This is a genomic window from Streptomyces sp. NPDC048506 (assembly GCF_040651315.1).
Lineage (GTDB): Bacteria > Actinomycetota > Actinomycetes > Streptomycetales > Streptomycetaceae > Streptomyces.
This window is the reverse complement of sequence record NZ_JBEZIX010000007.1, coordinates 79,928-102,349: the sequence shown is the minus strand read 5'-3', so window position 1 is coordinate 102,349 and position 22,422 is coordinate 79,928. Positions and strand designations below refer to the sequence as shown.

20 protein-coding genes are annotated in these 22,422 nt (G+C 70.2%); 5 read left to right on the top strand and 15 right to left on the bottom strand.

The window, feature by feature from the left end:
• The first annotated feature begins 132 nt into the window (after window positions 1-132).
• The 3 genes from fahA to AB0C96_RS07375 all read left to right on the top strand — a co-directional run bounded on the left by fahA (window position 133) and on the right by AB0C96_RS07375 (window position 2,800).
• A complete protein-coding gene (fahA, locus tag AB0C96_RS07385; RefSeq protein WP_362914636.1) occupies window positions 133-1,359 on the top strand; it encodes a fumarylacetoacetase in 1,227 nt (408 codons plus the stop codon).
• Window positions 1,356-2,003, top strand: a complete 648-nt coding sequence (locus AB0C96_RS07380) for a GPP34 family phosphoprotein (protein ID WP_362914634.1) — start codon at window positions 1,356-1,358, stop codon at window positions 2,001-2,003. Before fahA ends, AB0C96_RS07380 begins: the two co-directional genes overlap by 4 nt.
• Window positions 2,004-2,314: 311 nt before the next feature.
• A complete protein-coding gene (locus AB0C96_RS07375) occupies window positions 2,315-2,800 on the top strand; it encodes a hypothetical protein (protein ID WP_362914632.1) in 486 nt (161 codons plus the stop codon).
• Window positions 2,801-2,886: 86 nt separating this feature from the next.
• Here the strand turns inward: AB0C96_RS07375 and nuoN are convergent, their stop codons facing one another.
• The 14 genes from nuoN to AB0C96_RS07305 all read right to left on the bottom strand — a co-directional run bounded on the left by nuoN (window position 2,887) and on the right by AB0C96_RS07305 (window position 19,081).
• Window positions 2,887-4,539: an NADH-quinone oxidoreductase subunit NuoN gene (nuoN, locus tag AB0C96_RS07370; protein ID WP_362914630.1), complete on the bottom strand. Its 1,653-nt coding sequence runs from the start codon at window positions 4,537-4,539 to the stop codon at window positions 2,887-2,889.
• Window positions 4,536-6,194 carry an NADH-quinone oxidoreductase subunit M gene (locus AB0C96_RS07365; RefSeq protein WP_362914628.1) on the bottom strand — a complete coding sequence of 553 codons (1,659 nt, stop codon included), beginning with the start codon at window positions 6,192-6,194 and terminating at the stop codon, window positions 4,536-4,538. The genes nuoN and AB0C96_RS07365 overlap by 4 nt, the downstream gene beginning before the upstream one ends.
• A gap of 3 nt (window positions 6,195-6,197) precedes the next feature.
• Complete coding sequence (gene nuoL / locus AB0C96_RS07360; protein WP_362914626.1) at window positions 6,198-8,081, bottom strand: NADH-quinone oxidoreductase subunit L; 1,884 nt, start codon at window positions 8,079-8,081, stop codon at window positions 6,198-6,200.
• A 13-nt stretch (window positions 8,082-8,094) separates the two neighbouring features.
• Entirely contained in the window at window positions 8,095-8,394 is a 300-nt protein-coding gene (gene nuoK / locus AB0C96_RS07355) for an NADH-quinone oxidoreductase subunit NuoK (protein ID WP_018090964.1), read from the bottom strand.
• Entirely contained in the window at window positions 8,391-9,257 is an 867-nt protein-coding gene (locus tag AB0C96_RS07350) for an NADH-quinone oxidoreductase subunit J (RefSeq protein WP_362914624.1), read from the bottom strand. Before AB0C96_RS07350 ends, nuoK begins: the two co-directional genes overlap by 4 nt.
• Window positions 9,254-9,832: an NADH-quinone oxidoreductase subunit NuoI gene (gene nuoI / locus AB0C96_RS07345; protein ID WP_362914622.1), complete on the bottom strand. Its 579-nt coding sequence runs from the start codon at window positions 9,830-9,832 to the stop codon at window positions 9,254-9,256. Before nuoI ends, AB0C96_RS07350 begins: the two co-directional genes overlap by 4 nt.
• Window positions 9,825-11,213: an NADH-quinone oxidoreductase subunit NuoH gene (gene nuoH / locus AB0C96_RS07340; protein WP_362914840.1), complete on the bottom strand. Its 1,389-nt coding sequence runs from the start codon at window positions 11,211-11,213 to the stop codon at window positions 9,825-9,827. Before nuoH ends, nuoI begins: the two co-directional genes overlap by 8 nt.
• Window positions 11,213-13,732, bottom strand: a complete 2,520-nt coding sequence (locus AB0C96_RS07335; RefSeq protein ID WP_362914620.1) for an NADH-quinone oxidoreductase subunit G — start codon at window positions 13,730-13,732, stop codon at window positions 11,213-11,215. The genes nuoH and AB0C96_RS07335 overlap by 1 nt, the downstream gene beginning before the upstream one ends.
• The gene (gene nuoF / locus AB0C96_RS07330; protein WP_362914618.1) at window positions 13,729-15,111 is read right to left on the bottom strand and encodes an NADH-quinone oxidoreductase subunit NuoF; all 1,383 of its coding nucleotides are present in this window, start codon (window positions 15,109-15,111) and stop codon (window positions 13,729-13,731) included. Before nuoF ends, AB0C96_RS07335 begins: the two co-directional genes overlap by 4 nt.
• Window positions 15,111-15,875: an NADH-quinone oxidoreductase subunit NuoE gene (nuoE, locus tag AB0C96_RS07325; RefSeq protein WP_362914838.1), complete on the bottom strand. Its 765-nt coding sequence runs from the start codon at window positions 15,873-15,875 to the stop codon at window positions 15,111-15,113. Before nuoE ends, nuoF begins: the two co-directional genes overlap by 1 nt.
• Before the next feature lie 109 nt (window positions 15,876-15,984).
• On the bottom strand, window positions 15,985-17,361 hold the full coding sequence (locus tag AB0C96_RS07320) for an NADH-quinone oxidoreductase subunit D (RefSeq protein ID WP_362914616.1): 1,377 nt from the start codon (window positions 17,359-17,361) through the stop codon (window positions 15,985-15,987).
• Window positions 17,361-18,161: an NADH-quinone oxidoreductase subunit C gene (locus tag AB0C96_RS07315; RefSeq protein ID WP_362914614.1), complete on the bottom strand. Its 801-nt coding sequence runs from the start codon at window positions 18,159-18,161 to the stop codon at window positions 17,361-17,363. The genes AB0C96_RS07320 and AB0C96_RS07315 overlap by 1 nt, the downstream gene beginning before the upstream one ends.
• Complete coding sequence (locus AB0C96_RS07310) at window positions 18,158-18,712, bottom strand: NADH-quinone oxidoreductase subunit B family protein (RefSeq protein ID WP_362914612.1); 555 nt, start codon at window positions 18,710-18,712, stop codon at window positions 18,158-18,160. The genes AB0C96_RS07315 and AB0C96_RS07310 overlap by 4 nt, the downstream gene beginning before the upstream one ends.
• 9 nt (window positions 18,713-18,721) lie before the next feature.
• The gene (locus tag AB0C96_RS07305; protein ID WP_362914610.1) at window positions 18,722-19,081 is read right to left on the bottom strand and encodes an NADH-quinone oxidoreductase subunit A; all 360 of its coding nucleotides are present in this window, start codon (window positions 19,079-19,081) and stop codon (window positions 18,722-18,724) included.
• 724 nt (window positions 19,082-19,805) lie between these two features.
• Here AB0C96_RS07305 and AB0C96_RS07300 point away from each other — a divergent pair.
• Both AB0C96_RS07300 and AB0C96_RS07295 read left to right on the top strand, forming a co-directional pair.
• Window positions 19,806-20,603 carry an NlpC/P60 family protein gene (locus AB0C96_RS07300; RefSeq protein ID WP_362914608.1) on the top strand — a complete coding sequence of 266 codons (798 nt, stop codon included), beginning with the start codon at window positions 19,806-19,808 and terminating at the stop codon, window positions 20,601-20,603.
• Between the two features lie 261 nt (window positions 20,604-20,864).
• Window positions 20,865-21,752 carry an ATP nucleotide 3'-pyrophosphokinase gene (locus tag AB0C96_RS07295; RefSeq protein ID WP_362914606.1) on the top strand — a complete coding sequence of 296 codons (888 nt, stop codon included), beginning with the start codon at window positions 20,865-20,867 and terminating at the stop codon, window positions 21,750-21,752.
• Window positions 21,753-21,870: 118 nt separating this feature from the next.
• Here the strand turns inward: AB0C96_RS07295 and AB0C96_RS07290 are convergent, their stop codons facing one another.
• On the bottom strand, window positions 21,871-22,326 hold the full coding sequence (locus AB0C96_RS07290; protein WP_362914604.1) for a carboxymuconolactone decarboxylase family protein: 456 nt from the start codon (window positions 22,324-22,326) through the stop codon (window positions 21,871-21,873).
• Window positions 22,327-22,422: the final 96 nt, after the last annotated feature.

Genomic DNA, 22,422 nt, shown 5'->3' with positions numbered 1-22,422 from the left:
GAGTTATCCACAGGCCTCATCGCCTCGGCTCGCCCGGCCGTACTCTGATCGACAGAGCCGCCGGCCAGGGCATTCACCAGCCCCCGACCGGTCCGGCCGCCCACCGGCGACGACGAACGCGAGGAGCTGTCCATGCCCGAGCAGAGCCCGTTCGACCTGGCAGAAGGCGACCCCTTCGGCCCGCACAACCTCCCCTACGGCGTCTTCAGTACCACCGACGCGCCCGACCAGCACCGCCTCGGCGTCCGCTACGGCACCCACGTCCTCGACCTGAGCGCCCTGCCCAGCGCCCTGCCCGCCGCCATCCACCCCCACGCCGAACTGCTCGCCGCGCCGACCCTCAACCCCCTGCTGGCCGCCGGGCGCCCCGTCTGGCAGCAGATCCGCGCGGCCGTCCACAGCGCCATGACCGACCCCACGCACCGCGACGAAGTGGCGCCGCTGCTCCACCCGTTGGACGAGGTCACCCTGCACCTCCCCTTCGAGGTCGCCGACTACGTCGACTTCTACTCCAGCGAGCACCACGCCACCAACGCCGGCCGGATCTTCCGCCCGGACGGCGCCGCCCTGCCCCCCAACTGGAAGCACCTGCCGATCGGTTACCACGGCCGGGCGGGCACCGTCGTCGCCACGGGCACCCCGGTCGTGCGACCCAACGGACAGCGCAAGGCACCCACCGACGCGGCACCGAGCTTCGGCCCATCCACCCGCCTCGACATCGAGGCCGAGATCGGCTTCGTCGTCGGCACGCCGTCCACGCTCCACGAGCCCGTCGGACTCGGCTCCTTCCGCGACCACGTCTTCGGCGTCTGCCTCGTCAACGACTGGTCCGCCCGCGACATCCAGGCCTGGGAGTACGTACCGCTCGGCCCGTTCCTCGGCAAGTCCTTCGCCACCTCCGTCTCCGCCTGGATCACCCCGCTCGACGCCCTCGACGCGGCCCGCACGCCACCGCCCGCCCGGGACGTGCCCCTGCTGCCCTACCTCGACGACGCGACCGCCGAACCGGGCGGCATCGACATCCGCATCGAGGTGCGCATCAACGACGAGACCGTCTCCCGGCCCCCGTTCTCCGCCATGTACTGGACCGCCGCCCAGCAACTGGCCCATATGACCGTCAACGGCGCCTCCCTCCGCACCGGCGACCTGTTCGCCTCCGGTACCGTCTCCGGCCCCGAACCCGACCAGCTCGGCTGCCTGCTGGAGCTCACCCAGGGCAAGGGCCCCTACCTCCAGGACGGCGACGAGGTCTCCCTCACTGCCTGGGCGCCCGGCCCCGACGGTGCCCGGATCGGGCTGGGCGAGGTCACCGGGCGCATCCTGCCCGCCCCCGCCGTCCCGGACCGCGAGGCGACATGACCGGCGATCCGCTCACCCTCCCCGAGGAGTTGCTCCTCCTCGCGCTCGATCCGGTCCGCGGCCGCCCCCTGAACAACCCCAAGTACCTCCGGTACGGACTGGCCGGCGCGGCGCTGGCCGACCTGGAGACGGCCGGCCGGATCGCGGTCGACCGGGGCGACCGGATCACGGTGACCAACCCACTGCCGCTGGGCGACCCGATACTCGACCACGCCCTGGCGGCGCTCCCCGCGCCGACCAAGGGCGGCAACGGCATCAAGGCACACCGGTGGGTACACCGCTCCGGCCGCTCCGTCCAGGAGCTGTGCCTCCGCCGGCTGGAGGAGCGCGGCGCGCTGCGCAGGGAGCCCCACCGGGCCCTGGGCCTCTTCCCGTACGACCGCTTCCCGGCCGGCCCGGTGGACCTGGCCGCCCCGGCCCGCGCCCGCTTCACGGCAGCGGCCGACGCCCGGTTCCCCGACCGGCGCGGCCGTCTGCTGGCGGCCCACGCCTCGGCAACCGACCTGGACGCCCGACTGCTGCCGGGCAGCGCCCATCGACCGCTGCGTCGCGACCTCCGACGCCTGGCCAAGGAGGAGTGGACCGCGTACGCCGCCTTCCGCGCCGTCCAGCACGACAAGAGCGCGGCGGGGGGCGGGGGCTAGGGGGACGGAGGCGGGTGGGGTGGAGGGGCGGGGCGGGGGGGCGGGGGGGGAGGGCCCCCGAGGCGGTGAGAGCGACCAAGGCAGACAGTTCCCACGCCCCCCTCCTCCCACCTCGCCCGCTTCGCACCCTTCATCCGCCTCGACCGCCTTTCCCCACCCCCGCCCCACCCTCTTCCCCACCCCGACCGTCGTTCCGTCACAGCCCCACATCAAGTCCGTACCGGCGCTGCCGCAATCCGAACGAGGGAGCGGAAGGGCCCGGGTGCGCTGCTAGCCTCACGTCTCCCTGTCCCACAACGGAGGAGACGTACGTGCGCAAGGCAGCGCAGATCGCCGGGGCGGCAGCCATCGCCGCGATGCTGCTCAGCGGCTGCGGAAGCAGCGGCGACAAGGGCAGCGACAGCAAGCCGAGCAAGACGCCGGAGGCCGCGCCGTCGACTCCGGGAGGCGCCGACAAGCCCGCGAGCCCCAACGCGGTCGAGGGCGCATGGAAGGCCGACTCGAGCAGCAGCCCGCTGATCCTCGTGATCACCAAGGGCACCGTTGCCTTCAGCAATGGCCACAAGTCCGCCTGCCTGGGCAAGGTCCAGGAGATGGCCGGTATGACCATGGCCGCGCTGAAGTGCACCGACGGGGACACCACCCGCACCATGGGCACGCTCAAGCCCGGTTCCGACGGCAAGACCCTGACCGTCGACTGGAAGAACGGCCCCACCGAGAAGTACACCAAGTCCAGCGATGGCAGCGTGAAGATTCCGGACATGCCGGAGCTGCCGAGCGGTATGCCCAAGAGCTGACCGCCGCCCGCGCGCCGACGGCCGCCGTCCGAGCCCCACAGGGGATCCGGGCGGCGGCCGTCGGCGCGCGTTGACGCGGCGGATGCTCAGCGCACGAAGATTCCCGCCTGGCCGGCCAGGTCGAGGAAGTACTGCGGCGCCAGGCCCAGCACCAGCGTGGCCGCGACGCCGATGGCGATGGCCGCGGTCGTCAGCGGACTGGGCACCGCGACGGTCGGGCCGTCCGCCTTGGGCTCGTTGAAGAACATCAGCACGATGACGCGGATGTAGAAGAACGCGGCGATGGCGGACGCGATGACACCGACCACCACCAGCCAGCCGGCGCCGCTCTGTGCGGCCGCCTTGAACACCGCGAACTTCCCGGCGAAGCCGGAGGTCAGCGGGATGCCCGCGAAGGCCAGCAGGAACACCGCGAAGACCGCGGCCACCAGCGGCGAACGCCGGCCCAGCCCGGCCCACTTGGACAGCTGGGTGGCCTCGCCGCCCGCGTCCCGCACCAGCGTGACGACGGCGAAGGCGCCGAGCGTCACGAAGGAGTAGGCGGCGAGGTAGAAGAGCACCGAGGAGATGCCGTCCTCGCTGGTGGCGATGACACCGGCCAGGATGAAACCGGCGTGTGCGATGGAGGAGTAGGCCAGCAGGCGCTTGATGTCCGTCTGCGTGATGGCGAGGACGGCGCCGCCCAGCATGGTGACGATCGCGACGCCCCACATCACCGGTCGCCAGTCCCAGCGCATGCCCGGCAGGACGACGTACAGCAGACGCAGCAGCGCGCCGAACGCCGCGACCTTGGTGGCGGCCGCCATGAAGCCGGTGACCGGGGTGGGGGCGCCTTGGTAGACGTCCGGGGTCCACATGTGGAACGGCACCGCGCCGACCTTGAACAGCAGCCCCATCAGCACCAGCGCCCCACCGATCAGCAGCAGCGCGTCACTGCTCATCGAGCCGGCCAGCGCCGGGTCGATCTGCTTGGCGCCGTCCGAGACCACCTCGGCGATTCCGGCGTACGTCACCGTGCCGGCGTAGCCGTAGAGCAGGGCCACACCGAACAGCAGGAAGGCGGAGGAGAAGGCGCCGAGGAGGAAGTACTTCACCGCGGATTCCTGGGACAGCAGCCGCTGGCGGCGGGCCAGCGCGCACAGGAGGTACAGCGGGAGGGAGAAGACCTCCAGCGCGACGAAGAGCGTCAGCAGGTCGTTGGCGGCGGGGAACACCAGCATGCCGCCGACGGCGAAGAGCAGGATCGGGAAGACCTCGGTGGTGGTGAACCCGGCCTTGACCGCGGCCTGTTCGGCCGCTCCGCCGGGGACGGCGGCGGGCTGGGCCGCGAAGGAGTCCACGGGTTTGCCGTGCGCCGCCGGGTCGAGCCGGCGCTCGGCGAAGGTGAAGACGGCGATCAGGGACACCAGCAGGATCGTGCCCTGGAGGAACAGCGCGGGGCCGTCGACGGCGATGGCGCCCATCGCGGCGATATGTGCCTTGGACGAGCCGAAACCGCCGGCCGCCAGGCCGATCACCGCGGCGAACGCGGCCGCCAGCGCCACCAGGGACAGCAGCAACTGGGCGTAGTAGCGGTTGCGGCGCGGTACCAGCGCCTCGACGAGGATGCCGACGACCGCGGCGCCGAGGACGATCAGGGTCGGCGACAGCTGGGCGTACTCGATGTGCGGCCCCGGGATCTTGCCCGGCGCGCCGGCCGCCACTGTCCACAGGCTGTGGACACTTGCCACGGAACTCACTTCGCGGCCTCCACGTCTTGATCGTTCACGGTGTGGCCGTGCCGGTCCGCACCGGGTACGGCGTTCACCTGCACCGTGGGCTTGGGGTCCTTCTTGTCGACGACGGACAGGGTGTGTTCGACCGCCGGGTTGACGATGTCGGTGAGCGGCTTCGGGTACACCCCGAGGAAGATCAGCAGCGCGATCAGCGGTGCCACCACCACCAGCTCCCGGACCCGCAGGTCGGGCATGCCTTTCACCTCGGCCTTCACCGGTCCGGTCATCGTCCGCTGGTAGAGGACGAGGACGTAGAGGGCGGCGAGGACGATGCCGAAGGTGGCGATGACGGCGATGACCGGGTAGCGGCTGAAGGTGCCGACCAGGACGAGGAATTCGCTGACGAACGGCGCCAGGCCGGGCAGCGACAGGGTGGCCAGACCGCCGATGAGGAAGGTGCCGGCGAGGACCGGGGCGACCTTCTGCACGCCGCCGAAGTCCGCGATCAGGCGCGAGCCGCGGCGGCTGATCAGGAAGCCGGCCACCAGCATCAGAGCCGCGGTCGAGATGCCGTGGTTGACCATGTAGAGCGTGGCGCCGCCCTGGCCCTGGGACGTCATCGCGAAGATGCCCAGGATGATGAAGCCGAAGTGGGAGATCGAGGCGTAGGCGACCAGGCGCTTGATGTCCCGTTGGGCGACCGCGAGCAGCGCGCCGTAGACGATGCTGATCAGCGCGAGGACGAGGATGACCGGGGTGGCCCAGCTGCTGGCCTCCGGGAAGAGCTGGAGGCAGAAGCGGAGCATCGCGAACGTGCCGACCTTGTCGACCACGGCGGTGATCAGCACCGCGACCGGGGCGGTCGACTCGCCCATGGCGCCGGGCAGCCAGGTGTGCAGCGGCCACAGCGGCGCCTTCACCGCGAAGGCGAAGAAGAAGCCGAGGAAGAGCAGCCGTTCGGTGCCGGTGGCGATGTCCAGTGTGCCGGCGGCCCGCGCCTCGACGATCTGTTGCAGCGAGAAGGTACCGGTGCCGAGTTGGTGGGCGGTGACGGCGTACAGCCCGATCACCGCGGCCAGCATGATCAGTCCGCCGGCGAGGTTGTAGAGCAGGAACTTCACCGCGGCGTAGGAGCGCCGGCCGGCGGCCTGCTCCTCGCCGTCCGCTCCCGCGCGGTCCCCGAAGCCGCCGATGAGGAAGTACATCGGGATCAGCATGGCTTCGAAGAAGATGTAGAAGAGGAAGACGTCGGTGGCCTCGAACGAGATCACCACCATCGCCTCGACGGCCAGGATCAGCGCGAAGAAGCCCTGGGTGGGCCGCCACCGCCGGTTGGGCTTCGCCTCTTCCAGGGGGTCGGCGTCGTGCCAGCCGGCCAGGATGATGAAGGGGATCAGCAGGGTGGTCAGCGCGATCAGCGCGACGGCGATGCCGTCCACGCCGAGTTCGTAGCGGACGCCGAAGTCCGGGATCCAGGCGTGTGATTCGGTGAGTTGGTACGGGCCCTTCGCGCCGGGGTCGAAGCGGACGGCGATGACCAGGGCCAGCGCGAGGGTGAGCAGCGAGAAGAGCAGCGCGAGCCATTTGGCAGCGGTGCGCTTGGCGGCGGGCAGGGCGGCGGTGGCGATCGCACCGATCGCCGGCACCACGGCCGCTGCCGTCAGCAGGGGAAACGACATGGCTCAGACACCCCTCATCAGCAGGGTCGCGGCGACGAGAACGGCGGCCCCGCCCAGCATCTGGACCGCGTACGAGCGGACGAAGCCGCTCTGCAACTTGCGCAGCAGGCCGGAGAGCCCGCCCATGGAGGCCGCCGTGCCGTTGACCGCGCCGTCCACCAGGGAGCGGTCGAGCTGGACGAGCGTGGTGGTGAGGTGGCCACCGCCGCGGACGAAGACGATGTCGTTGAAGTCGTCCTGGAGCAGGTCGCGGCGGGCGGCCCGGGTCAGCAGCGATCCGCGTGGGGCGAGCACCGGCACCGGCTTGCGGCCGTACATCAGCCAGGCGATGCCGACACCGATGAGCAGGACGACGATCGTCGAGGCGGTGACCGCGGTGGCGCTGACCGGGGAGTGGCCGTGCGAGAACGAGGTGACGGGCTCCAGCCACGTCACGAAGGCCTCGTTGATGCTGAACAGCCCGCCCGCGAAGACCGATCCGACGGCCAGCAGGACCATGGGGATGGTCATGATCTTCGGCGACTCGTGCGGATGGGTCGTGCCGGCGTCCCAGCGCTTCTCCCCGAAGAACGTCATCAGCATCACCCGCGTCATGTAGAACGCGGTGATCGCGGCGCCCAGGAGGGCCGCGCCGCCGAGGATCCAGCCCTCGGTGCCGCCCTTGGCGAAGGCCGCCTCGATGATCTTGTCCTTGGAGAAGAAGCCAGACAGGCCGGGGAAGCCGATGATCGCCAGATAGCCGAGGCCGAAGGTGACGAAGGTGACCGGCATGTACGTCCGCAGGCCCCCGTACTTCCGCATGTCGACCTCGTCGTTCATGCCGTGCATGACGGATCCGGCGCCGAGGAAGAGCCCGGCCTTGAAGAAGCCGTGCGTCACCAGGTGCATGATCGCGAAGGCGTAGCCGATCGGGCCGAGGCCGGCGGCCAGGATCATGTAGCCGATCTGCGACATCGTCGAGCCGGCCAGCGCCTTCTTGATGTCGTCCTTGGCGCAACCGACGATCGCACCGAAGAGGAGGGTGACCGCGCCGACCACGACGACCGCCAGCTGGGCGTCCGGCGCGGCGTTGAAGATCGCCCCGGAGCGGGTGATCAGGTACACGCCGGCGGTGACCATGGTGGCGGCGTGGATCAGGGCCGAGACCGGGGTCGGGCCCTCCATCGCGTCGCCGAGCCAGGACTGTAGCGGCACCTGCGCCGACTTGCCGCAGGCGGCCAGCAGCAGCATCAGTCCGATGACGGTCAGCTTGCCTTCGGAGGCGTCGCCCGTGGCGGCGAGCACCGGGCCGAAGGTGAACGTCCCGAACGTCGTGAACATCAGCATGATCGCGATGGACAGGCCCATGTCGCCGACGCGGTTGACGACGAACGCCTTCTTGGCCGCGGTGGCCGCGCTGGGCTTGTGCTGCCAGAACCCGATGAGGAGGTACGAGGCGAGGCCGACGCCCTCCCAACCGACGTACAGCAGGAGGTAGTTGTCGGCGATGACGAGCAGCAGCATCGCCGCGAGAAAGAGGTTGAGGTAGCCGAAGAAGCGGCGGCGCCGCTCGTCGTGCTCCATGTAGCCGATCGAGTAGATGTGGATCAGTGATCCGACTCCGGTGATCAGCAGGACGAAGGTCATGGACAGCTGGTCGAGCTGGAAGGCGACGTCGGCCCGGAAGCCGCCGACCGGGATCCAGCTGAACAGGTGCTGGTGCAGCGCACGGTGCTCGGGGCTCTTGCCGAGCATGTCGGCGAAGAGCGCCAGCCCGACGGCGAAGGACGCCACCGCGAACAGCGAGCCGATCCAGTGGCCGGCGCGGTCGAGTCGGGTGCCGCCACACAGCAGCAGGGCCGCACCGACCAGCGGTGCCGCGACCAGCAGCGCGATCAAGTTCTCCACTTTGTGCGACCCCTTACAGCTTCATCAGGCTGGCGTCGTCGACCGAGGCCGTATGACGGGTGCGGAAGATCGACACGATGATCGCCAGGCCGACCACGACCTCGGCCGCGGCGACGACCATCGTGAAGAAGGCGATGATCTGGCCGTCCAGATTCCCGTGCATCCGGGAGAAGGTGACGAAGGCGAGGTTGCAGGCGTTGAGCATCAACTCGATGCACATGAACACCACGATGGCGTTCCGCCTGATCAGCACCCCGGCCGCGCCGATGGTGAACAGCAGGGCGGCGAGATAGAGGTAGTAGACCGGGTTCACTTGGTGGCTCCCTCGGTGTGCTCCTTCGGCGCCGCGCCACCGGACGGGCCGGGCCCGGGCTCGTCCTCCGAGCCGCGCCCCAGCCAGTCCTCGGAGCGCCGCTCCAGCGCCTTGAGCTCGGCGAGCGACTCGCCGGAGACGTCGCGGACCTGGCCGCGCTCGCGCAGCGTCTTGCTGACGGTCAGCTCGGACGGGGTGCCGTCGGGCAGCAGGCCGGGGATGTCCACGGCGTTGTGCCGGGCGTAGACACCCGGGGCGGGCAGCGGCGGGATCTGCTTGCCCTCGCGGATCCGCGCCTCGGACTGCTCGCGCTGCGTCCTGGCGCGCTGGGTGCGCTCCCGGTGGGTGAGCACCATCGCGCCGACGACCGCCGTGATCAGCAGTGCGCCGGTGAGTTCGAAGGCGTAGACGTACTTGGTGAAGACGAGGGCGGCCAGGCCCTGGACGTTGCCGCCGGCGTTCGCCTCGCCCAGGCCGTTGAACTCCTTGAGCGAGGCGTTGCCGATGCCGGCGATCAGCAGGACGCCGAAGCCGATGCCCAGGCCGGCGGCGAGCCAACGCTGGCCTTTGAGGGTCTCCTTGAGGGAGTCCGCGGCGGTGACGCCGACCAGCATCACCACGAACAGGAACAGCATCATGATCGCGCCGGTGTAGACGACGATCTGGACGACGCCGAGGAAGTAGGCGCCGTTGGCGAGGTAGAAGACCGCCAGCACGATCATGGTGCCGGCCAGCGAGAGGGCGCTGTGCACGGCCCGCTTCATCAGGATCGTGCACAGCGCGCCGATGACGGCGACGGTGCCCAGGATCCAGAACTGGACGGCCTCTCCCGTGGAGGTCGCGGAGAGCGCGAGGCCGGTCATGCCTGCACCCCCTCGTCGGTGGGCCGCTCTCCCTTGGAGACGGCGACTTGGCGGACCGTTCCGGGCGCGGCCTCGGTGACCAGCCCGTTGTAGTAGTCCTTCTCCGTCATGCCGGGGTAGATCGCGTGCGGCGAGTCGACCATGGTGTCCTCCAGGCCGACGAGCAGCTCCTCCTTGGTGTAGATGAGCGAAGTGCGGGACCGGTCGGCGAGTTCGTACTCGTTCGTCATCGTGAGGGCGCGGGTCGGGCAGGCCTCCACGCACAGGCCGCACAGGATGCAGCGGAGGTAGTTGATCTGGTAGACGCGGCCGTAGCGCTCACCCGGCGAGTAGCGCTCCTCGTCGGTGTTGTCCGCGCCCTCGACGTAGATCGCGTCCGCCGGGCAGGCCCAGGCGCACAGCTCGCAGCCGATGCACTTCTCCAGCCCGTCCGGATGGCGGTTGAGCTGATGGCGGCCGTGGAAACGGGGCGCCGTCGGCTTCTTCTCCTCCGGGTACTGCTCGGTCAGCCGCTTCTTGAACATGGCCTTGAAGGTCACGCCGAAGCCGGCCACGGGGTTCTGGAACTCAGGCACCGTCGCCCCCCTTTCCGTCGGATTCGTTTCCGTCACTGACAGTGTCCACTCGACCACTGACAATCAACTCCCGGTCACGTCGCGGCCGTCGACGCGGCACCGGCGGCAGGCTCTGTCCGGGCAGCGGCGGTACCGGGAAGCCGCCGGCCATGGGGTCGAAGGCCTCTCCGTCCCCGTCCTTCTCCGCTTCGGCCTCCCCGCGCCGGAGGAAGTCCACGACGAGGGAGACCAGCAGCAGGGCGACGGCGCCGCCGGCCACGTACAGCACGATCTGCGAGAAGTTGTAGCCCTCGTTCTTCAGCGCCCGGACGGTGGCGACCAGCAGCAGCCAGACCAGCGAGACCGGGATGAGGACCTTCCAGCCCAGCTTCATCAGCTGGTCGTAGCGCACCCGGGGGAGCGTGCCGCGCAGCCAGATGAAGAAGAACAGCAGCAGCTGCACCTTGATCGTGAACCAGAGCATCGGCCACCAGCCGTGGTTCGCGCCCTCCCAGAAGCCGGAGATCGGGTACGGGGCCCGCCAGCCGCCCAGGAAGAGGGTGGTGGCCACCGCCGAGACCGTCACCATGTTCACGTACTCGGCGAGCATGAACATCGCGAACTTGATGGACGAGTACTCGGTGTTGAAGCCGCCGACCAGGTCGCCCTCGGACTCCGGCATGTCGAACGGCGCCCGGTTGGTCTCGCCGACCATCGTCGCGATGTAGATGAGGAAGGACACCGGCAGCAACAGGACGTACCAGCGGTTCTGCTGGGACTCCACGATGGTCGAGGTCGACATCGACCCGGAGTACAGGAAGACCGACGCGAAGGCCGCGCCCATCGCGATCTCGTACGAGATCATCTGCGCGCACGAGCGCAGACCGCCGAGCAGCGGGTACGTCGAGCCGGAGGACCAGCCCGCCAGCACGATGCCGTAGATGCCGACCGAGGCGGTGGCGAGGATGTAGAGGATGCCGATCGGCAGGTCGGTCAGCTGCATCGGGGTGCGGACGCCGAAGATCGAGACCTCGTTGTCGGCGGGCCCGAAGGGGATCACCGCGATCGCCATGAAGGCCGGGATGGCCGCCACGATCGGCGCGAGGACGTACACCGCCTTGTCGGCCCGCTTGACGACCAGGTCCTCCTTCAGCATCAGCTTGATGCCGTCGGCGAGCGACTGGAGCATCCCCCAGGGACCGTGCCGGTTGGGCCCGATGCGGAGCTGCATCCAGGCGACGACCTTGCGCTCCCAGACGATCGAGAACAGCACCGTCAGCATCAGGAACGCGAAGCAGAAGACCGCCTTGATGACGACCAGCCACCACGGGTCGCGGCCGAACATCGACAGGTCTTCCTGGGCCAGCGCACCACCCGCCGTGGCCAGTTGGTCGAGCTGCATCATGCGTCCACCTCCTCGGCCGGCTCCGGCGCGCCCGGGGCGGCGGAGATCTTCACCAGGTCACCGGGGCGCGCCCCGGTGTCGGCGGCGACGCCACCGCCCGTGGAGTTGAGCGGCAGCCACACCACCCGGTCGGGCATCGGCGTGACCTGGAGCGGCAGGCGGACCGAGCCGGCCGGGCCGCTGACCGCCAGCACGTCGCCGTCCTTGACCCCGGTCTCCTGCGCGGTGGTCGGCGAGAGTCGGGCGACGGCGGCGTGCCGGGTGCCGGCCAGCGCCTCGTCGCCCTCCTGGAGCACCCCGTGGTCCAGCAGCAGCCGGTGCCCGGCGAGGACGGCCTCGCCGGTGTCGGGCCGCGGCATCGGACGCCCGGTCTCCAGGGGGTCGCCCGCGTGCGGGCCGTCCCAGCTGCCCAGCCGGTCCATCTCTCGGCGTACGGAGCGGATGTCGGGCAGGCCCAGGTGGACGTCCATGGCGTCGGCGAGCATCTGTAGCACCCGCAAGTCCGGCTGGAGTTGGCGGCGGGTCATCTGGTCCGGTTTGAGCGCCGCCTCGAACAGCCTGGCCCGGCCCTCCCAGTTGAGGAACGTTCCGGCCTTCTCCACCACGGCCGCCACCGGGAGCACCACGTCCGCCCGCTCGGTGACCCTGGAGGGCCGCAGCTCCAGGCTGACCAGGAAGCCGACCTCGTCCAGGGCGGTCAGGGCGCGGGCCGGGTCCGGGAGGTCGGCGACCTCGACGCCCGCCACCAGGAGGGCGCTGAGTTCGCCGGTCGCCGCGGCCTCGATGATCTGGCCGGTGTCCCGGCCGTGCCGGTGCGGCAGCGCGGCCACGCCCCAGGCGGCGGCGACCTCGTCGCGGGCCCGCGGGTCGGTGGCCGGCCGGCCGCCGGGCAGCAGACCGGGCAGCGCACCCGCCTCCAGCGCCCCGCGTTCGCCGGCCCGCCGCGGCATCCACACCAGGTGGGCGCCGGTGGCGGAGGCAGCGCGGACCGCGGCGGTCAGTCCGCCGGGCACCGCCGCAAGCCGCTCGCCGACGACGATCACCGCGCCCTCCGTGCGCAGCGCCTCGGCCGCGGCGCGCCCCTCGCCGCCCAGGCCGGCGCCGCCGGCCAGCTCCCCTTGGGCCAGCGCCGTCAGCCACTCGGTCTCGGTGCCGGGTGCGGCCGGGAGCAGCGTGCCGCCGGCCTTGATCAGGCCGCGGGTGGCGTGGCTGGCCAGCCCGTAGGTGCGCTGTCCGTGCTTGCGGTGTGCCTTGCGCAGCCGCAGGAAGACGCCGGGGGCCTCCTCCTCGGCCTCGATGCCGGCCAGCAGGACGGCCGGTGCCTGCTCCAGGGCGGTGTAGGTGACTCCCGCACCATCCAGGTCACGGCCTCGGCCGGCGACCCGGGCCGCCAGGAAGTCGGCCTCCTCGGCGCTGTGCACCCGGGCCCGGAAGTCGATGTCGTTGGTGTGCAGCGCGATCCGGGCGAACTTGGCGTAGGCGTAGGCGTCCTCGACGGTCAGCCGGCCGCCGGTCAGGACGCCGGCGCGGCCCCTGGCTGCGGCCAGCCCGCGGGCCGCCGCCTGAAGGGCCTCCGGCCAGCTCGCCGGCTCCAGTTCACCGGACTCCCGGTTGCGCACCAACGGGTGCTCCAGCCGGTCGCGCTGCTGCGCGTAGCGGAACGCGAAGCGCCCCTTGTCGCAGATCCACTCCTCGTTGACCTCGGGGTCGTTGGCGGCCAGCCGACGCAGGACCTTGCCGCGCCGGTGGTCGGTACGGGTCGCGCAGCCGCCGGCGCAGTGCTCGCACACCGACGGCGAGGAGACCAGGTCGAACGGGCGGGAGCGGAAGCGGTACGCGGCGGAGGTGAGCGCGCCGACCGGGCAGATCTGGATGGTGTTCCCGGAGAAGTACGACTCGAAGGGGTCGCCCTCTCCGGTGCCGACCTGTTGGAGGGCGCCGCGTTCGAGCAGCTCGATCATCGGGTCGCCGGCGATCTGGTTGCTGAAGCGGGTGCAGCGCGCGCACAGCACACAGCGCTCGCGGTCCAGCAGCACCTGGGTGGAGATCGGCACCGGCTTGGCGAAGGTGCGCTTCCTGCCCTCGAAGCGCGACTCCGGGTCGCCGACCTGCATCGCCTGGTTCTGGAGCGGGCACTCGCCGCCCTTGTCGCAGACCGGGCAGTCCAGCGGGTGGTTGATCAGCAGCAGCTCCATCACCCCGCGCTGGGCCTTCTCGGCCACCGGGGAGGTCAGCTGCGACTTGACGACCATGCCGTCGGTGCAGGTGATGGTGCAGGAGGCCATCGGCTTGCGCTGGCCCTCGACCTCGACGATGCACTGCCGGCAGGCGCCCGCCGGGTCCAGCAGCGGGTGGTCGCAGAAGCGCGGGATCTCGATGCCGAGGAGTTCGGCGGCGCGGATGACCAGCGTCCCCTTGGGGACGGAGATCTCGATGCCGTCGATGGTCAGTGAGACGAGGTCCTCCGGGGGGACCGCGGCGGAGCCGCTGTTCGACCCCGTTGTCGTGACGGTCATGCGTTCACCCCCAGGTGAGCGTCGTCGTCGGCCCAGAGGGTCGACTTGGCGGGGTCGAAGGGGCAGCCCCGGCCGGTGATGTGCTGCTCGTACTCCGCGCGGAAGTACTTGAGCGAGGAGAAGATCGGCGAGGCGGCGCCGTCGCCGAGGGCGCAGAAGGACTTGCCGTTGATGTTGTCGGCGATGTCGTCGATCTTGTCGATGTCGTCCATCCGGCCCTTGCCCGCCTCGATGTCGCGCAGCAGCTGGACCAGCCAGTACGTGCCCTCGCGGCAGGGCGTGCACTTGCCGCAGGACTCGTGCGCGTAGAACTCGGTCCAGCGGGTGACCGCCCGTACCACGCAGGTGGTCTCGTCGAAGCACTGAAGCGCCTTGGTGCCGAGCATCGAGCCGGCCGCGCCGACGCCCTCGTAGTCGAGGGGGACGTCGAGGTGTTCGTCGGTGAACATCGGCGTCGAGGAGCCGCCGGGGGTCCAGAACTTCAGTCGGTGGCCGCGCCGCATCCCGCCGCTCATGTCGAGCAGTTGGCGCAGGGTGATGCCCAACGGGGCCTCGTACTGGCCCGGGTTGGCGACGTGGCCGCTGAGCGAGTAGAGGGTGAAGCCCGGGGACTTCTCGCTGCCCATCGATCGGAACCAGTCCTTGCCCCGGTGCAGGATCGCGGGAACCGAAGCGATGGATTCGACGTTGTTGACGACAGTGGGGCAGGCGTAGAGGCCGGCCACCGCAGGGAAGGGAGGGCGCAGCCGGGGCTGTCCGCGACGGCCCTCCAGGGAATCGAGCAGCGCGGTTTCCTCACCGCAGATGTACGCGCCGGCGCCCGCGTGCACGATGACGTCCAGGTCGAGTCCGGAGCCGAGGATGTTCTTCCCGAGGAAGCCCGCCGCATAGGCCTCGCGCACGGCTTCGTGCAGCCGTCGCAGGACGGGTACGACCTCACCGCGCAGATAGATGAAGGCGTGGTTCGACCGGATCGCATGACAGGCGATCACGATCCCCTCGATGAGGGCATGCGGGTTCGCGAAGAGGAGGGGGATGTCCTTGCAGGTCCCGGGCTCCGATTCGTCGGCGTTGACAACGAGATAGTGCGGTTTGCCGTCGCCCTGCGGGATGAACTGCCACTTCATGCCGGTGGGGAAGCCCGCGCCGCCGCGGCCGCGCAGACCGGAGTCCTTGACGTAGGCGATGACGTCGTCGGGGGGCATCGACAGCGCCTTGCGCAGGCCCTCGTAACCCTCGTGCCGGCGGTAGGTCTCCAGCGTCCAGGATTCCGGCTGGTCCCAGAAGGCGGACAACACCGGCGAGAGGAGCTTCTCGGGGCTCGTTCCTCCCCCGGCCTGCGGCCGGGAGGCGCCCCCGTAATCGGCTGCCACGGTCATCACTCCCCCTCCTCTGCTGTGGGGCCGGCCTCGTCGGTGGGGCCGTCGGTGGTCGTCCGCGGGGCGACGATGTGACCGGCGCCGTCGGCGCCGCGGGCGGGAGCGGCCTCGCCCTTGGCGAGGCGCAGGCCGATCAGGGAGGCGGGGCCGGCGCCGCCGGTGGCCGCGACGGCGTCGGGCCGCTCGTCCGGGAACCCGGCGAGCATCCGGGCGGTCTCCTTGAAGGTGCACAGCGGGGCGCCGCGGGTGGGGCGGACGGTCCGGCCGGCCCGCAGGTCGTCGACCAGCGCTACGGCGGACTCCGGCGTCTGGTTGTCGAAGAACTCCCAGTTGACCATCACGACCGGGGCGAAGTCGCAGGCCGCGTTGCACTCGATGTGTTCGAGGGTGACGGTGCCGTCCTCGGTGGTCCCGCCGTTGTCGACGCCGAGGTGCTCCTTGAGCTCCTCGAAGATCTCGTCGCCGCCCATCACGGCGCACAGCGTGTTGGTGCACACCCCGACCTGGTAGTCGCCGCTGGGCTTGCGGCGGTACATGGAGTAGAAGGTCGAGACGGCGGTGACCTCGGCGGTGGTCAGGTCGAGCAGCTCGGCGCAGAAGCGGATCCCGGTGCGGGTGACGTGCCCCTCCTCGGCCTGGACGAGGTGCAGCAGCGGCAGCAGGGCTGAGCGCGCGCCGGGGTAGCGGGCGATCACCTCCTTGGCGTCCGCCTCAAGCCGGGCCCGTACCTCGGCCGGGTAGTCGGGGGCGGGGAGCGCGGGCATCCCCAGACTGACGTCTGTCACTGTGCCTCCCGGGTCGCTTCTCCGCCCACGCGGCGCAGAGGTGCGGGCATCGTGGTCATGTGCGGCTCGGCGGCCGCGCCTGCGACGCTCACCGGTCGACGCCTCCCATCACGGGGTCGATGGACGCGACGGCGACGATGACGTCGGCGACCTGGCCGCCCTCGCACATCGCCGCCATGGCCTGAAGGTTGGTGAAGGACGGGTCGCGGAAGTGCACCCGGTAGGGGCGGGTGCCGCCGTCGCTGACCGCGTGCACGCCCAGCTCGCCCTTGGGCGACTCGACGGCCGCATAGGTCTGTCCGGGCGGGACCCTGAAGCCCTCGGTCACGAGCTTGAAGTGGTGGATCAGGGCCTCCATCGAGGTGCCCATGATGTTCTTGATGTGGTCGAGGGAGTTGCCCAGGCCGTCCGGGCCGAGGGCCAGCTGGGCGGGCCAGGCGATCTTCTTGTCAGCGACCATCACGGGCCCGGGCTCCAGCCGGTCGAGGCACTGCTCGATGATCCGCAGCGACTGGCGCATCTCCTCCAGCCGGATCAGGAACCGGCCGTAGGCGTCGCAGGTGTCGGCGGTCGGCACGTCGAACTCGTAGCTCTCGTACCCGCAGTACGGCTGGGACTTGCGCAGGTCGTGCGGGAGTCCGGCGGCGCGGACGATCGGGCCGGTGGCGCCGGTGGCCATACAGCCGGCCAGATCGAGGTAACCGATGCCTTCCATCCGGCCCTTGAAGACCGGGTTGCCGGTGGCGAGCTTGTCGTACTCCGGAAGGTTCCTGCGCATCTTCTTGACGAAGGCGCGGACCTGGTCGACGGCGCCCGGGGGCAGGTCCTGTGCCAGGCCACCGGGCCGGATGTAGGCGTGGTTCATCCGCAGGCCGGTGATGAGCTCGTAGATGTCGAGGATGAGCTCGCGGTCCCGGAAGCCGTAGATCATGATCGTGGTGGCGCCCAGCTCCATGCCGCCGGTGGCGATGCACACCAGGTGGGAGGAGAGCCGGTTGAGCTCCATCAGCATCACGCGGATCACCGAGGCCCGGTCGGGGACGTCGTCGGTGATGCCGAGCAGCTTCTCCACGGCCAGGCAGTAGGCCGTCTCGTTGAAGAAGGGGGTGAGGTAGTCCATCCTCGTCACGAAGGTGGTGCCCTGCGTCCACGTCCGGTATTCGAGGTTCTTCTCGATGCCGGTGTGCAGGTAGCCGATGCCGCAGCGGGCCTCGGTGACGGTCTCCCCGTCGATCTCCAGGATCAGCCTGAGCACACCGTGCGTGGAGGGGTGCTGCGGCCCCATGTTGACGATGATCCGCTCGTCGTCGGACTTCACGGCGGACGCCGCGAGCTCGTCCCAGTCGCCGCCGGTGACGTTGTAGACGGTGCCCTCGGTGGTCTCGCGGGACAGCGACTCCGGCGTGTCGAAGTCGCTCGACGTGCGGTGGTCGTTCGGCGAGTGGGAGTGCGGTGCAGTAGTCATCAGCTGTACGACCTCCGCTGGTCGGGAGCCGGGATCTGGGCGCCCTTGTACTCGACGGGGATGCCACCCAGCGGGTAGTCCTTGCGCTGCGGGTAGCCCTGCCAGTCGTCCGGCATCATGATCCGGGTCAGTGCGGGATGGCCGTCGAAGATCAGGCCGAAGAAGTCGTAGGTCTCGCGCTCGTGCCAGTCGTTGGTCGGGTAGACGCCGACGAGCGACGGGACGTGCGGGTCGGCGTCCGGGGCGGTGACCTCCAGCCGGATCAGCCTGTTGTGGGTGATCGAGCGCAGGTGGTAGACGGCGTGCAGCTCGCGCCCCTGGTCGCCGGGGTAGTGCACCCCGCTCACGCCGGTGCACAGCTCGAAGCGGAGCGCCGGGTCGTCGCGCAGGATTCCGGCGACCACCGGCAGGTGCTCCCGCTCGATGTGGAAGGTCAGCTCGCCGCGGTCGACGACGGTCTTGGCGATGACGTTCTCCGGGACCAGTCCCCGTTCGTCGAGGGCGCCCTCCAGCTCGTCGGCGATCTCGTCGAAGTCGCCGAAGCCTCCCCCACTCTCGGCTCCGCTCGACCGGGAGGTGCCCCCACCGACGCCCGGCCCGCCGTACGGCCGCTGGGACGCGCCGGGCAGCCGGACGGTCCGGACGAGGCCGCCGTAACCGGTGGTGTCGCCGCCGTTGTCGGCGCCGAACATCCCGCGGCGGGTGGCGATCACCTCGCCGGTGTCGTCGCGCTGCGCCGGGACGGCGTCGTTGGTGCCGTTCGGCTCGCCGGAGCGCTCGGGGTTCTTCCGCTCACTCACCGCAGCAGCCCCTTCATCTCGATCAGCGGGAGTGCCTTGAGCGCCGCTTCCTCCGCCTCGCGGGCGGCCTGCTGCTGGTTGACCCCGAGCTTGGAGTGCTGGATCTTGTCGTGGAGCTTGAGGATGGCGTCCATCAGCATTTCGGGGCGCGGGGGGCAGCCCGGCAGGTAGATGTCGACGGGGACGATGTGGTCGACGCCCTGCACGATCGCGTAGTTGTTGAACATTCCGCCCGATGAGGCACAGACCCCCATGGAGATCACCCACTTCGGGTTCGGCATCTGGTCGTAGACCTGCCGCAGGACGGGGGCCATCTTCTGGCTCACCCGGCCGGCGACGATCATCAGGTCCGCCTGCCGCGGGGAGCCGCGGAAGACCTCCATGCCGAAGCGGGCCAGGTCGTAGCGCCCGGCGCCGGTCGTCATCATCTCGATGGCGCAGCAGGCCAGCCCGAAGGTCGCGGGGAAGACCGATGACTTGCGCACCCAGCCCGCGGCCTGTTCGACAGTGGTCAGCAAAAAGCCGCTCGGCAGCTTCTCTTCAAGTCCCATGTGTGACCCCTAGTCCCATTCCAGGCCGCCACGACGCCAGACGTAGGCGTAGGCGACGAAGACGGTGAGCGCGAAGAGGAGCATCTCGACGAGCCCGAACAACCCCAGGGCGTCGAAGGTGACGGCCCAGGGATAGAGGAAGACGATCTCGATGTCGAAGACGATGAAGAGCATCGCCGTCAGGTAGTACTTGATCGGGAAGCGACCGCCACCGGACGGGTGTGGCGTCGGCTCGATTCCGCACTCGTACGCCTCGAGCTTGGCCCGGTTGTAGCGCCTGGGTCCGACGAGCGCGGCCATGACGACAGAGAAGATCGCAAAGCCTGCCCCGAGGGCTCCCAGTACGAGGATGGGCGCGTAAGCGTTCACCGTCCTCGCTCCCTTCAGTCGACGATGACTGGATGGCGGTCCGCTCGGGCCCTCTGAGTGCCCCATGGAGATCGTGCATATGTGAGGCAGTTCACAAGCCCGAGCCGCCTGCATCTTATGCCGGTTGCTCTGTGATCTGCGACACGGGGGTGAACAACGTCTTTGTGATCTTCACCACCTGGCGAAGGATCATGAAGTCGGATGAGCGGTGATCTTCATACGTGAAGCGCGCGAGTGATCACGAGAGGTGACATTCACACGGGTTACCGCTGGTCACGAGGGGTTGGCCAATATCAAGTGGTGCCACTCGCAGGCAAATTGGCGCCGGACGTCCCCAACTGCTATAGGGGCCGGGGTCGTCGGCGTGACCCGTTCGTGACCTCGCCGTGATCATCGGTACGTGCTTCGATTCACGAGCGCACGACCTCGCCGGGTCACGGGAACATAACGGACACTCAAGAGTGACCTATCCCACGCGAATTGCGGGGCTACGTCCTTGACGCCCGGGAAGCCTTGGCGTGGCGCGTGAAGAAGTGGTAGGCGCCGTGTGAACCCGAGCTGAGCAGCAAATGCCGTGCGTAGGAACATGATCGCGGAATCCGGACATCGCGCCTCCGGTTCCACGGGCGGCCAAAAGTCCGTTTTGTTCGTCGCGTACGCGTCAAGTGTGGTGCACTGCATCTTTGTTGGCAGCAACCTGGGGCTCCTGATAGCCGTTAGGGCCATGTCCCCGAACGCAGTCATACCCAGCCACCGGAAGCCCCGCCGTTCCGCGTCCTCGCGGGCCCTGCGAGCGGGCGTGACCGGTGGCTTCCTCACCCTCGCGGTAACCGGCGCGACCGTGCCGGCCAACGCCGCGGAAAAGCCCGTCTCCGAAACCCAGGAGATGCCGACGATCACGACGGCGCTGGCGACCAGCGCCGCCAAGAGCGCCGACACCGCAGAGCAGGTCGCGTTCAACTACGAGCGCCAGGCGCTCCAGGACAGTGCCTTCGCCAAGGCCGCCAAGGCCGCCGAGAAGGACAAGGCCGAGGCCGTGAAGAAGGCCAAGGCAGAGGCGAAGAAGAAGGCCGAGGCGGAGGCGAAGAAGAAGGCCGAGGAGTCCTCGCAGACCCGTGCCTCGCGCTCCTCCGAGCGTTCGACCCTCTCCGCCCCCTCGTCCGCCACCGGCTCCGCCGCCACGCTGGTCGCCTTCCTCAAGGCACAGCTGGGCAAGGCGTACGTGCTCGGCGCCAGCGGCCCCTCGTCGTACGACTGCTCCGGTCTGACCCAGGCCGCGTTCAGCCAGATCGGCATCGACCTGCCGCGCGTCTCGCAGGCCCAGTCCACCGCCGGCACCCAGGTCGGCCTGGACAACCTCCAGGTCGGCGACATCCTCTACTGGGGCAGCGCGGGCAGCGCCTACCACGTCGGCGTCTACGTCGGTAACGGCAACTTCATCGGTGCCCAGAACCCGAGCACCGGCATCGTCGAGCGTCCGCTCAGCTACGACATGCCGACCGGCGCGGTGCGCGTGCTCTGACGGCACAGCCGGCCGCCCACGCATTCCTCACCAGGACCGCCTCTCCCACCAGCCGGGAGGGGCGGTCCTTCGGCGTTCCGGGGCCCGGCCGGTCCGGCGGCGGATTCGCGCCGTGCAGCACCCCGATCGAGTCGACTACCGGCAGGTGGCCCCTCGGGGAGCCACCGATGACCGGTGCGCGCCGTTGCACCTCTCGCCATGTGTCGCACCGCTGCCCGTGGGCGCCGTGCGGCATCCGTAGAGAGAGGGACCCGCGTACCGATGAACACCCATCGCTCCGCCCGTCGCACCATCACCCGGGCGGCGACGGCCGCCGCCCTGGCCACCGCGCTCGGCCTGGGCGCCGTCCACACCGCGGGGGCGGCGGCCCCGCCCACCACGCCGCCCCCCGCCCCGTCCCCCACCCCGGCATCCACACCGGCCTCCGCACCGGCCTCCGCACCGGACGCAGGATCGGCATCCGGCACCGACCCCGACGGCGGCTGGCACCAGGACGGGCTGACGCTGAACGCCGCCGACAACAAGAAGGTGGACGCCTTCGTCGCCCGCGCCCGCAGCGCCGAGCGCTCCATCAGCCCCCAGGTCCGGGCCGCCGCCCAGATCAGCCACGCCCAACTGATCGGCTTCGACCAGCGGCTGAAGTCACCGGACTCGCTCAAGCGCAAGGTCGCCACCAAGCTCCAAGAACACCCCGGGCAGACCGTCGAGCAGGCCCTCGGCACGCTCAACGACGCGGTCCGCTTCACCCTCCAGTGGCCCGACGGCACCTACAGCAGGGGCGTCACCACCGCGGCCGGCCTGCTGTCCTCCTGGGGCAACGACTCCGCCCGCTGGTCCAACACCTGGAACCGCCCCACCGGCTACAAGGGCATCAACTCCGCCTGGCGCGCGCCCCGCTCCCACCAGCTCTTCGAGGTCCAGTTCCACACCCCCGAGAGCAAGTGGGCGCAGGAGGAGACGCACAAGCTGTACGAGGAGCAGCGGCTGCCCGGCACCCCGCCCGAGCGGGTCCGCGAGCTCCAGGAGCAGCAGAACAGGATCTTCGCGGCGGTGCCGGTCCCGCCGGGTGCCGAGCAGCTGACCGCGCCCACCCGCCGTCTCCCGGCGCCGGACCCGGCCCGCCGACTGCCGGTGGCGCACACCCCGTAGCACCCGGGCACACCCCGTAGCACCCGTATCGCAAGGACGGGCGGCCCGCCGGAGGTCCCGGCGGGCCGCTCCGGCGCCGCTGCGCGCGCGGTCCGGCCGCGGTCGCCCGGACCCGCGTTCACCAGCCCGCGCCCGCCGGCTGCCGGGTCGTCGCGTTGAGCCGGTTGAAGAGGTTGGTGAGGCCGATCGTCAGGACGATCGCCGCCAGCTGCTTCTCGTCGAAGTGGTCGGCCGCCGCGTCCCACACCGCGTCCGGCACCGGGTCGGAGCTGTCGGCGAGCCGGGTCGCCGACTCGGCCAGCGCCAGCGCCGCCCGCTCCTCGTCGCTGAAGTACGGCGTCTCCCGCCAGGCCGCGACGGCGAACAGCTTGTCGTCGTCGACGCCCGCCTTGCGGGCGCTCTTGACGCCCCCGTCCACGCAGAAGCCACAGCCGTTGATCTGGCTGGCGCGCAGGTGCACCAGCTCCAGCACCGACTCCGGCACACCGCCCGTCCGCGTCGCCTTGGCCACGTCGAGGAGCGGCCGCATGGCCTCGGGAATGACCAGGGCGGGGTTCTTCATACGTGCGTCCATCGCTGCTCTCCTCAAGGAATCTCGTCTGCGCTGCACTCACTGAGCTGACGGATCCCGGACGGAGAATGTGACGACGGCGGCCCGGAGAATCTCCGC

Bases quoted from the DNA above. Each gene is read 5' to 3' on its own strand.
- AB0C96_RS07335 (WP_362914620.1), bottom strand. From the start codon at position 13,732: ATGACCGTCACGACAACGGGGTCGAACAGCGGCTCCGCCGCGGTCCCC.
- AB0C96_RS07310 (WP_362914612.1), bottom strand. From the start codon at position 18,712: ATGGGACTTGAAGAGAAGCTGCCGAGCGGCTTTTTGCTGACCACTGTC.
- AB0C96_RS07350 (WP_362914624.1), bottom strand. From the start codon at position 9,257: ATGACCGGCCTCGCGCTCTCCGCGACCTCCACGGGAGAGGCCGTCCAG.
- AB0C96_RS07300 (WP_362914608.1), top strand. From the start codon at position 19,806: ATGTCCCCGAACGCAGTCATACCCAGCCACCGGAAGCCCCGCCGTTCC.
- AB0C96_RS07380 (WP_362914634.1), top strand. From the start codon at position 1,356: ATGACCGGCGATCCGCTCACCCTCCCCGAGGAGTTGCTCCTCCTCGCG.
- AB0C96_RS07365 (WP_362914628.1), bottom strand. From the start codon at position 6,194: ATGTCGTTTCCCCTGCTGACGGCAGCGGCCGTGGTGCCGGCGATCGGT.
- AB0C96_RS07320 (WP_362914616.1), bottom strand. From the start codon at position 17,361: ATGACTACTGCACCGCACTCCCACTCGCCGAACGACCACCGCACGTCG.
- nuoE (WP_362914838.1), bottom strand. From the start codon at position 15,875: ATGCCCGCGCTCCCCGCCCCCGACTACCCGGCCGAGGTACGGGCCCGG.
- nuoF (WP_362914618.1), bottom strand. From the start codon at position 15,111: ATGACCGTGGCAGCCGATTACGGGGGCGCCTCCCGGCCGCAGGCCGGG.
- fahA (WP_362914636.1), top strand. From the start codon at position 133: ATGCCCGAGCAGAGCCCGTTCGACCTGGCAGAAGGCGACCCCTTCGGC.
- nuoH (WP_362914840.1), bottom strand. From the start codon at position 11,213: ATGCAGCTCGACCAACTGGCCACGGCGGGTGGTGCGCTGGCCCAGGAA.
- AB0C96_RS07290 (WP_362914604.1), bottom strand. From the start codon at position 22,326: ATGGACGCACGTATGAAGAACCCCGCCCTGGTCATTCCCGAGGCCATG.
- AB0C96_RS07295 (WP_362914606.1), top strand. From the start codon at position 20,865: ATGAACACCCATCGCTCCGCCCGTCGCACCATCACCCGGGCGGCGACG.